General features: G+C 45.2%; 9 protein-coding genes. 3 read left to right on the forward strand and 6 right to left on the reverse strand.

Annotated features, from left to right (window positions below):
* Window positions 1–127 precede the first annotated feature (127 nt).
* From leuO to AACU28_RS22630, 6 genes are all read right to left on the reverse strand, one after another.
* Entirely contained in the window at window positions 128–1,087 is a 960-nt protein-coding gene (gene leuO, locus AACU28_RS22605) for a transcriptional regulator LeuO (protein ID WP_004735878.1), read from the reverse strand.
* A 346-nt stretch (window positions 1,088–1,433) separates the two neighbouring features.
* Complete coding sequence (locus AACU28_RS22610) at window positions 1,434–2,489, reverse strand: MJ1255/VC2487 family glycosyltransferase (RefSeq protein ID WP_121603616.1); 1,056 nt, start codon at window positions 2,487–2,489, stop codon at window positions 1,434–1,436.
* Between the two features lie 57 nt (window positions 2,490–2,546).
* Window positions 2,547–3,071 (reverse strand): phosphatase PAP2 family protein, encoded by a 525-nt coding sequence (locus AACU28_RS22615; protein WP_004735880.1) that lies wholly within the window; start codon window positions 3,069–3,071, stop codon window positions 2,547–2,549.
* A 306-nt stretch (window positions 3,072–3,377) separates the two neighbouring features.
* Window positions 3,378–6,485 carry an efflux RND transporter permease subunit gene (locus AACU28_RS22620; protein ID WP_108194347.1) on the reverse strand — a complete coding sequence of 1,036 codons (3,108 nt, stop codon included), beginning with the start codon at window positions 6,483–6,485 and terminating at the stop codon, window positions 3,378–3,380.
* Window positions 6,482–7,819 (reverse strand): efflux RND transporter periplasmic adaptor subunit, encoded by a 1,338-nt coding sequence (locus AACU28_RS22625; protein ID WP_108091715.1) that lies wholly within the window; start codon window positions 7,817–7,819, stop codon window positions 6,482–6,484. The genes AACU28_RS22620 and AACU28_RS22625 overlap by 4 nt, the downstream gene beginning before the upstream one ends.
* Window positions 7,816–8,478, reverse strand: a complete 663-nt coding sequence (locus AACU28_RS22630; protein WP_102441793.1) for a TetR/AcrR family transcriptional regulator — start codon at window positions 8,476–8,478, stop codon at window positions 7,816–7,818. The genes AACU28_RS22625 and AACU28_RS22630 overlap by 4 nt, the downstream gene beginning before the upstream one ends.
* A 568-nt stretch (window positions 8,479–9,046) precedes the next feature.
* Here AACU28_RS22630 and leuA point away from each other — a divergent pair.
* From leuA to leuC, 3 genes are all read left to right on the forward strand, one after another.
* Window positions 9,047–10,594 (forward strand): 2-isopropylmalate synthase, encoded by a 1,548-nt coding sequence (gene leuA, locus AACU28_RS22635; RefSeq protein ID WP_004735885.1) that lies wholly within the window; start codon window positions 9,047–9,049, stop codon window positions 10,592–10,594.
* 97 nt (window positions 10,595–10,691) lie between these two features.
* Window positions 10,692–11,783 (forward strand): 3-isopropylmalate dehydrogenase, encoded by a 1,092-nt coding sequence (gene leuB / locus AACU28_RS22640; protein WP_004735886.1) that lies wholly within the window; start codon window positions 10,692–10,694, stop codon window positions 11,781–11,783.
* A gap of 117 nt (window positions 11,784–11,900) precedes the next feature.
* Entirely contained in the window at window positions 11,901–13,313 is a 1,413-nt protein-coding gene (gene leuC, locus AACU28_RS22645; RefSeq protein WP_121603617.1) for a 3-isopropylmalate dehydratase large subunit, read from the forward strand.
* Window positions 13,314–13,324: the final 11 nt, after the last annotated feature.

The raw sequence follows: 13,324 nt of genomic DNA on the forward strand, positions 1-13,324 counted from the left end.
GATGAAGCTCAAAGTTATAAGTAATAGTACGTCTCACGCTAAGTTTTCTATCAACAAAAATAGCAGGCACAAAAAAGCCCCAAGCCAGACTCCCAGCTTAGGGCTTACAAATCATAGGGATTAGTGCTTAGTTAAGCGCCACGACTTCGCCACAGATCATCATTAACTGATCTCGTAACCAAATGTGTCCTTTATCCTTTTCACTTGATTCGTGCCAGCTTAGGAAGCCAGAAATTGCCGCATTATCGAATGGGAAATCTAGAATCTGAAGCTGATCTTTGTTCGCGGCATGCTCAACCATCCAACGAGGTGCAATCGTCACAAGCTCAGATTGACCAACAACGTAAAGTACGTTGCTTAAGCTCGTACCTTCGTAGAAAGGCGTGCAATCTAGGTCACGGTAAGCTTGCTCTGAGAAGCTGCGTTGACCATGGATGCGAGACAGTTTTGCGTGCTTTTCGTTAAGCAACTCTGCCGCTGAAACTTCACCGTTGATACGTGGGTGAGAAGCAGAAGCAACAACAACTAATTCGTCTTGGAAGATCTCAGTGCTTGAAAAGCCCTGCTCATCAAAACGAGCGTAATCAATAACGAAGTCGATTTCTTGGTAGCGCATACGCTCAGAAAGTTGACGATCGAATTCTGCATCCATGTGCAGTTTAACGCTCGGTGCTTGGTCGTTGATTGTCGACATGATCTTAGGTGCAAAACGCATGTCACAAGGGCTACAAATCGCAAGTTTGAACAGACGAGAAGACGACTCTGGAGAGAACACAGAACTTGGCAGTTCATTGCGTACTAACTGCAGTGCTTGGCGGATTGGACCAAACAACTGACGAGCACGTTGAGTCGGCTGAATACCACGACCTTGACGCATGAATAGTTCGTCGTTAAACATCACTTTTAGACGAGCAACAGCGTTACTTACAGCAGGCTGAGACATACCCAGATTATGAGCTGCACGTGTAATGTTTTGCTCTTGCATAACTGCATCAAATACAGTCAAAAGATTTAAGTCGACTCCACGAAGTGTGCTTTCCATTCTGTAGCTTGCAATAGCACTCATTGCGTCTTTTTTCTCTAACATTCAAGTTGCCTCTTGTCGGTTCGACAGCGTTAAATTGGTAATGGTATAGGAATAGATAACCACTAATTCTTATATTTATCAGACCGATGTTTTTCGGATTACCATTACTATTAACCAATAAATCTCGAGCTACCAACAAGATTGATAAAGAATAATTTTATTTTACCTTAATGATTAAATAACATCTAAAAATCAATTATTTATAGAGTTATAAAAAAACATAAAATGCATCACTTATGAGTTTCATTTCGACTTATTTAGCTGTTCTATCGTTTGGTTACATTTGTTACAATTTATTGAACCCATGAATTGTTTGACTGGTTGATTCAGAAATAACACTTATGAGTTAAGTGAGCGATGCATAACTAGGAAAATCTACCTTGTCCCAAAGTTGCTTTCTTAAGTCATCTTGGTTGGACCAATTGCCCGCTAATACCCACTCAACAAGTGCACTTGCCACGTCGGGATAAGTGACCACTTCAGCCTGCTTTTCACCGAGCCAACTGCGCATGATAGCCGCATCTAAAAAGGTCATAGTTTGAGCTAATCCAAGAGCCTCTAGCGTCGCCACATTGCTCTGTTGTTCGAACTGCCCTTCGAGTGGTTTAAGAAGCAATTTCTTCCCCAAAGTTAAGGCTTCAGATGGCAATTCAAAGCCGCCATTAGCCACTACACCAGAGCATTGATTGAGGTCGAATTGGAAACCGGCATGACTGAGTGGTTTGAACTCAATATTTTCGACTCGGCTATGCTCAATAACATCCGGGTGGTAACAGACAAAGTTGTGCGAAATGAACTTCATCAGCAGCTCTGAGATCGACTCAAGATCCTCAAACGGCAAATAGACCAACGTAAAGTTTTGTGCTGTTTTGGTTTGTTGATCACCAGCCAGCGTATGAACGATAGGCGGCAGTATCGGTTGTTCAAAGTGATACCAATGCAAACCAATCGAGTGCTCAGTTGGGGCGAAATGTTGAATCACCGAATGTTCAATCCAGTTGCCCCCTTCTTTAGGTACATCGTAGCGGAACGCATTCTGATGGCTTATCCCAATGCATGGCACACCTTGCCTCTTAGCTGCCCATGCCGTCACAGGCTCAAAATCATTAATCACTAAGTCATAAGGCGTCAGATCGATCTGATTAATCTCACTGAGAAATCGCCAGATGTTGTTCTTGATGAATGTCTTGCCGTATTTAACCTGCCCCTGCTCGCTGTAAAAAGTTAAGCCGCTGCGGGTCTGATAATTACCAAACGCTTCCATCGAGAAGTACTTGCTCTCGTCTCGCCCAGAGAACAGAAAGTCGACATCGATATTTTGCTGACGAAAAGCCACAGCCATTGCCCTCGCTCGAGCGATGTGCCCATTCCCTGTGCCTTGTACGCCATATAAAATTTTCATGCATGTTCCTTTATGTTTGCCACTTAAGCTCGGCAGTGGTTGTTGCCAACAAAATGATTACAGGATGAAGCTGATAGCAAGGCTAGTACAAGCGATGCCCAAGGCTGCGCCAATCAGTACGTCCGTTAAAAAGTGCACACCAAGTAGGATTCGAGAGCCAGCAATCGCTGCCGCCCAAATCAGGCTAAAAAGATATAAGCTCGGATAGAAATGTCCGATTAGAGTCGCCATAACAAAAGCCGCAGCGGAATGCCCAGAAGGCAGGCTGTATTTATCAGATGGCACAATATGGGAGTAAAGCAATGAAGAGAATTCAGCGGGTCTGCGACGCTTGAGGGTATTTTTGGCAAACCAGTAAATAGGTAACTCGATTGCAAAGGCAGTTAAGCCCACCAATAGAAAATCTCGACCGGTGTAACTGTCAGCCAGTAGTGCAACCAAAGCAATCAAAACGTAAAGGTGTCCATCTCCAGTATGAGACACCGCCTTACTGAGTGTCGCCTGTTGTCCGCTATAACGGCTCTTTAAACAGAAAACAGAAAATGCCACATCCCAGCGGACAATAGGTTCGATAGTACGCATACAATCTCCTTAACAATCCTTATTCAGTTAAGGCTCAAGTTATGCTCCTGAAATGACAGTTAAGTGACGTTTTGAATGAACTAAAATGAATTTTGAGGCGAATTGACAGCTTTCGCTAAGCAAGCTGATGGGGCCTAGAAACTGCCGATAAAAATAAAGCGACCCAAGGCCGCTTTATTCTTCTACGTTTTTACTTCTTTATATAAGCAAGCAAACGCTACTTCTATCGTGTTAATGGTTATAGCGTTCGCTAATGATAATAGTGCTCACTAATGATAATAGCGCTAAAGGTTATAGCACTAAAAGTTATAGCGCTAATGGCTCATGCTTTTTCACTAAACCAAAGTCCGCCAGTATCGCGTAGGCCGCAGGGATCATAAACAACACCAGTAAGGTCGAGGCAAATATGCCAAACACGATAGAAATAACCAGAGGCTGGATAACCTGAGCCTGTAAGCTGGTTTCCGTCAACAGCGGTAACAAACCTGCCGCTGTCGTCATTGAGGTCAAGAATACCGCACGGAAACGCTCGCGACTGGCTTTCACTACCGAGTCGTGCACGCTATCTCCCTCATCGACATGGTGACGAATGTACTGGACTAACAAGATGGAATCATTAACCACAATCCCGGCAAGCGACACAAAGCCCATCATGCTTGGCATACTCAAAGAGTGCCCAAGTATCCAGTGCCCAACGACCACCCCAATAAAGGCCAGTGGAATGGCTAGCATCACAACCACAGGCTCTAAGTAGCTTCTGAACTGATAGCTAAGAATCGCAAACACGCCGAATAAACCAAGCAAGAAGCCTTTACCCATCGAGGCTCCTGTCTTCGCGGCATCTTTAGCCTCCCCTTCAAAATCAAAGCGTAATCCTGGGTATTTTTGAATAAGCTTAGCTGCTTCATCTTTTTGGAACTGAGCCAAAATCGCGGATGAACTCGCTTTCTTATTATCAATATCACCAAAGATACTGATGGTTCTTAAGCCATCGATGCGCTGGATTCGTACGTAGTTACGTTGAAAATCTAACGTTGCCAATGTCGCCAGCGGGATCTGGCTACCATCTGCGGTAATGATCGGGAAGTTAGCCAGCTGCTGTATGTCGCCCGCTTGTTCTTTATCAAGACGCACTTCGATCGAGATGTTCTCAACACCGATTTGAATCTCATCCGCAGTTTGCCCAAAGAAAGCCGCTCGTAATTGGGACGCAATCATCTGCCCATTCACATTGTAGGTTTCGGCTCCAGGGCGAAGTTTAACTAAGATTTCTTCTTTACCCATACGCATGTCATCAAGTACACCATGCACCCCGTCAAACTGATTGAGGTACTCCTGAATCTCCAGAGAAGCGGACTTCAATTCAGCCAGATCATCATGCTTGGCACGGATCTCGATGGCACGACCACCCGGCCCCATGGTGGGCTGCTTGAACACTAATGAAATAGGATCAGCCAAATCGCCGATATCTTCACGCCATGCATTGATGAAATCATCGATAACCGTGTTACGGCTCTCTGCACCGCGTAAGTCTAAACGCACAGTAGCTAAATGTGGCCCTGATTCATTGGCGTCTGCGTTGGCATTGAATTGGCTGGTGATATGCTCAACCAATTTATTACCATCCTCAACCTCTTCGCTCCATTGCTCATTCAAACGCTCAGCAGACGCGACAATTTTGTCTACGACTCTCTCGGTTTGAGACAATGATGCGCCCGGCGGAAGAATGATACGCGCCTCGGCAATATCACCATCAAGCTCAGGGAAAGGTTGGAACTTAACAACGCCACCAGCAATCAAGGCTACCGAAAGCAACAGCAGGGTCAGCACTCCGCCCATAAAGGCGTAGCGGAATGTCACCACTGTCTCAACCATGTTCATCAAGGTGGTATTACGAAAGTTCTCAAACTTCTCTAACAACACAACTTTGAAGCGCAGCGCTGGCTTGTCATTCTTTTCTTTGTGTAATGAATGAGACAAGTGATTAGGCAGAATCAGGAAGGCTTCAATCAAGCTCAACGAGAGCACTAATATCAATACTTGAGGAACAGCCTTAAGCACCGCGCCCATTTCCCCATCAAGAAACAGCAAGCTACCGAAAATACACACTGTAGTTAAGAAAGAAGATAAGACTCCGGGAAGCACTTTCTTAACGCCATTGTACACCGCATCATCAACGTTTTGCCCCCGATCTAAATGGGACGCTATCGATTCAGCAATCACGATGGCGTCATCCATCATGATACCAATCGCCATTAGCAAGCCAACCAATGACATGATGTTAATCGATAAACCAAGGTTAGCCATCAAGAACAAACCACCAAGGAAGGCTACCGGCAGGCCAGCAGCTACCCAGAATGAATAACGCAAACTGAAGAACAACCACATGGTGGCAAATACCAGCAAAATACCTTGCCAGCCATTGCGAACCATCATGGTAAGGCGATCCCAAAGTACCGACGAGAGATCGTTGGTCATTTGCAGTGTCACGCCATCAGGAGCAATCGCGCTTTGATCTTCAACGAATCGTGTTACGTTCTCTTTGATTCGTAACGCATCATCTTCTTTATTCTTACTGATTTTCAACAGAGCCGATGGCTTGCCATCAAACAACACCTTCTGTTCATCAAGCTCAAAGCGGTCGGTTATTTTTGCAATGTCCCTCAAACGGATCACAGAGCCATTGGGCGCAGATCCAACCACGATACTTTCAAGCTCAACAGGTGTAATTCGTCTTTCATCAAAACGAATCAAAAAATTCTTGTCTGGTGTTTCAACGTTACCGCTTGGCAGTTTTACATTCTGACGGCCAATCTGGTCTGCGATATCACCGACACTCAAACCCAGCTGGCGAATCGCTTGAGTATCCAGTTCAACGCGGTATTGATGATCAGAGAAGCCGCTAACATCGACCAGTGAAACATCATAATCAAGCTTCATGATACGCTTGAGGTCTTCAGCGTAGGCCTTAAGCTCCGGCCACGATGTTTCTGCTGTGATGGCGATATCAACAACCGGTTCATTCCAATCCAGTTCTTGAACAACAGGCGATTCAATCTCAGTTGGGAAATCATTGATCGAGTTGATTTGAGTTTGCACGTCCACCAGCATTCGGCCAATATCCGCTTTCTCATTCAACTTCAGGATTAGACGTGCGCTACCTTCGATGGCTTCACACTGAGTCTCTTCAATGTTAGCTAGGCCATCGACGGCATCTTCCATTCGTACACACAAGCTTTCTTCCACTTCTTGTGGTGATGCACCGGGATAAACGATGGCCGCCATAATATAAGGCGGATCATAAGCAGGGAAGGTTTCACGCTTGATGGTTGATAATGAGCTGATACCCATGATCAATAACCCAAGCATCAGCAAGTTTGCAGCTGTTGGGTGCCTAGAAAAGAACTTGATCATGACGCACTCTCCTGAGTATCCGATTCAAGCTTAACCTCTTCAGAGTTCGACTCTTTCAGTAACATGCCTTCGATAGCTGGCAGGACGTCATTAAGAACCAATTTATCTCCCGTTTGTAGCTCGCCACTCACAACCACTTGGTTATCTCTGCGATAAAGCACTTCAACATTCACCACTTGCAAGCGCTGATTGTTATCCATCAGGTAAACCTTGTCACCGTGCAATGCTCGCTCTGGAACCACCCAACTTAGATTCGCGACACCTTCAATCTCAGCTTTTACAAACATGCCGTTGACCAAAGGGGTCGCATTGCTTGGCTGCAGTTGTGAATAGTCTTGAGCGATCTCAAGAATAATTCCGGCTGTCGCTTGGTTTTCATCAACCGTCTCACTGATTCTTGCCACCTTCGCAGGCCAACTCAGTTTCAGGTTGCCGCTGTTAAGTTGAATCGTCGCTTTGATTGACACTTCATAAGGATTAGGGATCCCTGCTGCATCGCGAGGGAATTGATTAAAGCTCGAGGCTAAAGTTTGCATATCGTGAATAGAAAGTTGCGCTTCCACTTCCATGACATTAATTCCGTGAGCAACAAACATCTCTTGCTGAAGGTTAACCACTTGGTTTTGTTCGATATCAACTTGAGCAATTCTCATCGCTCTTGGCAAAATGATGGTGGTCTTATCGAGAGAGCGCTGCGCCTCTTTCACTTTAGATACATTGACCTTAATCACCGCTTCCGCAACACGTTTTTCATCTGGCATTAAAGCGATTTGGTTCGCGATATCTAGCACTAGCTTCTGTTGAGATAAAGCACTTTGTTGTTGCAGGTCGACATCCGATTGAGAAGTCAGCCCTTTCTTACGCAGATCTTGTTTACGTTGTAGCTCTTTGTTGCTGATCACTAAGCGATTCTTTTCGATCTTAAGAGTCTGATTCAGGTTGTCTTCTTCTTGATTCAATTTTGCTAATGAGGTTTGGCTTGATTTTAGATCCGCCTCTGCTTGTATCAGTTTCAATTCGTAATCCAATGGATCAACCTTGAGCACGACCGTTCCGGCGGGGATCACCTGACCTTTCTCAAGATCCGGATGACGATAAACGATCTGTCCTGTTACCTCGGCAATCGCTTTCCATTCGACTTTCGGCACCACTTTGCCAAAGCCAACCGCTAACGGTGCTATCAGTTGTTGCTCTAGGCTTACTGTATCAACTAAGCGAGCTCTATCACCCGCGGGCTTGGTTGGAAGATCCGGCTTCAAGTTAATCGCAACCACAAGGCCAATGACACCAACCGCAAGTGCCGGAAAGAAGAGTAGTTTTTTATTTATTTTCATTGTCTTTGGTCCTGCACGGAAGAAGGGCTAGGCGTGTTTATAAAGCCTTCTGTCATCAATTGAATGTTGTGTTCGATTAAACGGTTAAGAAATTCTTCATTAATCTCAATACCATGGATTGCTAATAGAGGGGGCGGCGCAATAAATGGAAATACCATCAAACTTATATACGACACGCGACAGAGCTTGGGATCCATCTCTTTTCTTAAGACACCTTGTGCCACCAACTTTTCAAAAATGACATCTTGGGCTGGCTTGGCCACATCGAGGAAAACCTTTTCGAGCAACTCTCTTTGCACTTCAGAGGGAGGCATATTCATCACTTGGGCAATCAAGCGAGGAAACTTGGGGACCTTGACCATCTCTTTGTAGTAAGTCCGCATTAAATCAAGAAAGTTCTCATGACTACTTTCTTCAACCAACCTTTGCATCTGTAATTGCATCGGTCGTAGGGTTTCACGTAGCATCGCCTCAAATAATCCAGCCTTACTGCCAAAGTAATAACGGATCATCGCAATGTTCACACCCGCACGATCAGCAATCAGGCGTGTCGAGACCTTGTCGTATGGCTGAACAACAAACAGATCGCGAGCATGCTCAATCAATAACTGTCGAACATCTAAGTTCTGTTGAGGTCGCCCCGCTTTTCGTGCCGTCATGGCAAAAATCCATCTCTATAATTAATCATCCGATTAATTATAGAGATAAACAGGCGTAACAGTAGAAGATTAATTACTCACTATTTAATCAAGTGATTAATTAATTGGGTAACGCTTGTAATTTTTTTGGTGAATCATTCCATCAAAAATATTTACTACAAAGTTTTAACCTACACATCAGCCAAACGATAAACTAACCCGCCAATACAAAACCGCCAATCAGTCGATTTAGCCATCCACAACATGAAAAACAGCACAAACCAAACCAAAACACTGCCAATGTACGCTGATATTGGATTTTCTTGTTTGACGCTCAGAATAAATTACGGTAAATATGGTGTTAACAGTTTATTTACGGATATTTGTGTAATGATTTTTTCTTCTTCTCTACTGCTGAAACTTCTCCTTATCGTGAACCAATCGCGCGGGTAAGTTGTGGGTCAAGAACTACACAAATATTAAAACCCGCGCTGAGCGGGTTTTTTTGTAACTGGCACTTTTAAAAGAACATCATTCTTAATAATAATTTGGATAGCAATCGATTCATTATCGATATAAGGAAGCACCCATGAACGATCAAGTAATAATTTTTGATACTACCTTACGTGACGGCGAGCAAGCATTGGCTGCAAGCCTTACGGTAAAAGAGAAGTTACAGATCGCTTATGCTCTTGAGAGACTGGGTGTAGATGTTATCGAAGCTGGCTTCCCTATCTCTTCTCCAGGTGATTTTGAGTCAGTACAAACCATCGCTAAACACATCAAAGACAGCCGTATTTGTGCACTTTCTCGTGCCGTAGCGAAAGATATCGATGCCGCTGCAGAAGCGCTTAAAGTTGCTGACCAGTTCCGTATTCATACCTTCATTTCTACATCAACGGTTCACGTACAAGACAAATTACGCCGCAGCTACGACGATGTAGTAGAGATGGCAGTAAAAGCTGTCAAACACGCTCGTAACTATACCGATGATGTTGAATTCTCTTGTGAAGATGCCGGTCGTACCCCTATCGACAACCTATGTCGTATGGTTGAAGCCGCGATTAACGCAGGCGCTAAAACCATCAATATTCCAGACACCGTTGGCTATACAGTACCGAATGAGTTTGGTGGCATTATCAAAACGCTATTCGATCGCGTACCCAACATCGACCAAGCGATCATCTCTGTTCACTGTCACGATGACTTAGGTATGTCGGTTGCAAACTCAATTGCTGCTGTGCAAGCGGGCGCTCGTCAAATTGAAGGCACAATCAATGGTATTGGCGAACGTGCAGGTAACTGTTCTTTAGAAGAAATCGCAATGATCATCAAAACTCGTCAAGAGCTTTTGGGTGTTCACACCGGCTTGGATCATAAAGAGATTCACCGTACCAGTAAGTTGGTTAGCCAGCTTTGCCACATGCCAATTCAAGACAACAAGGCAATCGTCGGTGCTAACGCATTCAGCCACTCTTCAGGTATTCACCAAGACGGCATGCTTAAGAATAAGAACACTTACGAGATCATGACGCCTGAGTCTATCGGCTTGAAGAACAAGGCATTGAACCTAACAAGCCGTAGTGGCCGAGCGGCTGTTAAGAGCCACATGGACGCAATGGGCTACAAAGACAATGAGTACAACCTAGATTCATTGTACGAAGACTTCTTGAAGCTGGCTGACCGTAAAGGCCAAGTGTTCGATTACGACCTAGAAGCATTGATGCACTTCGCAAACCTACGTGACGAAGATGACTTCTATAAACTTAACTACCTAAGCGTACAATCTGGTAGTGTTATGTCTACCACCAGTATCAAGCTGCAATGTGGCGATGAAGAGAAATGCGAAGCGGCTGTCGGTAACGGCCCTGTAGATGCTTTATACCAATGTATCTACCGCTTAACGGGTTACGAAATTGCATTGGATAAATTCGACCTGACCGCGAAAGGCGAAGGCGAAGATGGCTTAGGTCAAGCCGATATTATTGCGAACTATAAAGGCCGTAAGTACCACGGTACGGGCGTTTCAACGGATATCGTTGAAGCTTCTGGTCAAGCGCTATTGCACGTTATCAATAGCATTCAACGTGCAGACACCATCGCTGAAATGAAGCAGCAAAGAATCGCGACAGTTTAAGCACCCAATAACAGAGCCCTAGAGCCGCTGTTGTTGGCTTTAGGGACAAAATTTAAAACGAGCCAACTAGCTCAGTAACAAGAATTAAAGGATTAACATGACTGATAAATCATACAAGATTGCCGTACTACCTGGTGATGGCATTGGCCCAGAAGTAATGCAGCAAGCACACAAAGTGCTAGACGCGATTGAAAAGAAGCACGCGATTAGCTTTTCTCGTGAAGAGTATGATGTTGGTGGTATCGCAATTGATAACCACGGCTGTCCACTTCCAGAAGCGACAGTAACAGGTTGTGAAGAATCTGACGCGGTACTTTTCGGCTCGGTTGGCGGTCCTAAGTGGGAACACCTTCCACCAAACGATCAACCAGAACGTGGTGCCCTACTTCCTCTGCGTAAGCACTTCCAACTGTTCTGTAACCTACGTCCTGCGCAAATCCACAAGGGTTTAGAGTCATTCTCTCCTTTGCGTGCTGACATTTCAGGTAATGGTTTCGACATCGTTGTTGTTCGTGAATTAACTGGCGGCATCTACTTCGGCCAACCTAAAGGTCGAGAAGGCGAAGGCGCAACAGAGAAAGCCTTTGATACTGAAGTTTACCACCGTTACGAAATCGAACGTATTGCGAAGATTGCTTTTGAATCTGCTCGTCTACGTAACAAAAACGTGTACTCAATAGATAAAGCGAACGTTCTTCAGAGCTCTATCTTATGGCGTGAAGTGGTTGAAGAAATCTCGAAAGACTACCCAGATGTCACGCTAAACCACATGTACATCGACAACGCGACCATGCAGTTAATCAAAGATCCATCTCAGTTTGACGTAATGCTATGTTCAAACATCTTCGGTGACATCATCTCTGATGAGTGCGCAATGATCACGGGTTCTATGGGTATGCTTCCTTCTGCAAGCTTGAACGAAAGTAACTTCGGCCTATACGAACCTGCAGGTGGCAGCGCTCCAGATATTGCAGGCAAGAACATCGCGAACCCAGTCGCGCAAATTCTTTCTGCAGCGCTAATGCTTCGTTACAGCCTAGGCGAAGAAGCCGCAGCTCAAGATATCGAAACAGCGGTATCTAAAGCACTTTCTGCAGGCGAACTAACCGCTGACCTTGCAGGCAAAAACCAAGCGCTGACTACCTCTGAAATGGGTGACAAGATCGCTGAGTACATCTTAGCTTCATAAGCTAGATGCTTAGATTAGAAGCAAGTACATAAGAATAATATCAAGCCAAGTCAGCTTAAATAGCATGACTTGGCTAGAAACAAACACTGGGACTGATGCTCCCAAGGAAGAAAAGCTATGTCGACAAACCAGCAAGCAAAAACCTTATACGAAAAAGTTTATGACGCTCACGTTGCAGTTGCAGTGAAAGGCGAAACGCCAATCCTTTATATCGATCGGCACTTAGTCCACGAAGTAACGTCGCCACAAGCCTTTGATGGCCTGCGTGAAAAAGGTCGTAAAGTTCGCCAAGTAGGTAAAACTTTTGCGACCATGGACCACAACGTATCGACACAAACGAAAGACATCAACGCTTCTGGCGAGATGGCTCGTATCCAAATGGAAACGCTATCGAAGAACTGTGAAGAGTTTGGTGTCACGCTTTACGACCTAAACCACAAATACCAAGGCATTGTGCACGTAATGGGCCCTGAGCTAGGTATCACGCTACCGGGCATGACCATCGTCTGTGGTGACTCACATACGGCTACACACGGTGCATTTGGTTCTCTTGCATTCGGTATCGGTACTTCTGAAGTTGAGCACGTTTTAGCAACGCAAACGCTAAAACAAGCTCGCGCTAAAACCATGAAGATTGAAGTAAAAGGTCAAGTAGCGGAAGGTATTACAGCAAAAGATATCGTACTGGCGATCATCGGTAAGACAACGGCGGCTGGCGGTACAGGCTATGTGGTTGAATTCTGTGGTGAGGCAATTACTGACCTTACAATGGAAGGTCGTATGACGGTATGTAACATGGCAATCGAGCTAGGCGCTAAAGCAGGCTTAATCGCTCCAGATGCAACAACATACGAATACATCAAAGGCCGTAAGTTCTCTCCACAAGGCGAAGACTTAGAAGCGGCAATTGAATACTGGAACACATTGAAAACCGATGCTGATGCAGAGTTCGATGCTGTTGTAACGCTAGAAGCGGCAGACATCAAACCACAAGTCACTTGGGGAACTAACCCAGGTCAGGTTATCTCAGTAGACACACCAATCCCAGCACCAGAAAGCTTCGCAGACCCTGTTGAAAAAGCATCGGCTGAAAAAGCGCTAGCTTACATGGGTCTTGAAGCAGGTAAATCTCTATCGGATTACAACGTCGATAAAGTTTTCGTGGGTTCTTGTACTAACTCTCGTATCGAAGACATGCGCGCAGCAGCAGCAGTAGCGAAAGGCCGCCAAGTAGCGAAACATGTTCAAGCACTGATCGTTCCAGGCTCTGAGCAAGTAAAAGCGCAAGCTGAAGCTGAAGGCCTAGATAAGATCTTCATCGAAGCAGGCTTTGAATGGCGCCTACCAGGCTGCTCTATGTGTCTTGCAATGAACAATGACCGTCTTGGTCCACAAGAGCGCTGTGCTTCTACATCAAACCGTAACTTTGAAGGTCGCCAAGGCCGTGATGGTCGTACGCACCTAGTTAGCCCAGCAATGGCAGCCGCAGCGGCAATCGCTGGTCACTTTGTCGATATTCGTGAACTTTAATTAGAGGATTT

Source organism: Vibrio sp. SBT000027 (assembly GCF_963894355.1).
GTDB lineage: Bacteria > Pseudomonadota > Gammaproteobacteria > Enterobacterales > Vibrionaceae > Vibrio > Vibrio splendidus.

Bases quoted from the DNA above. Each gene is read 5' to 3' on its own strand.
- leuO (WP_004735878.1), bottom strand. From the start codon at position 1,087: ATGTTAGAGAAAAAAGACGCAATGAGTGCTATTGCAAGCTACAGAATG.
- AACU28_RS22610 (WP_121603616.1), bottom strand. From the start codon at position 2,489: ATGAAAATTTTATATGGCGTACAAGGCACAGGGAATGGGCACATCGCT.
- AACU28_RS22630 (WP_102441793.1), bottom strand. From the start codon at position 8,478: ATGACGGCACGAAAAGCGGGGCGACCTCAACAGAACTTAGATGTTCGA.
- leuB (WP_004735886.1), top strand. From the start codon at position 10,692: ATGACTGATAAATCATACAAGATTGCCGTACTACCTGGTGATGGCATT.
- AACU28_RS22620 (WP_108194347.1), bottom strand. From the start codon at position 6,485: ATGATCAAGTTCTTTTCTAGGCACCCAACAGCTGCAAACTTGCTGATG.
- leuC (WP_121603617.1), top strand. From the start codon at position 11,901: ATGTCGACAAACCAGCAAGCAAAAACCTTATACGAAAAAGTTTATGAC.
- leuA (WP_004735885.1), top strand. From the start codon at position 9,047: ATGAACGATCAAGTAATAATTTTTGATACTACCTTACGTGACGGCGAG.
- AACU28_RS22625 (WP_108091715.1), bottom strand. From the start codon at position 7,819: ATGAAAATAAATAAAAAACTACTCTTCTTTCCGGCACTTGCGGTTGGT.
- AACU28_RS22615 (WP_004735880.1), bottom strand. From the start codon at position 3,071: ATGCGTACTATCGAACCTATTGTCCGCTGGGATGTGGCATTTTCTGTT.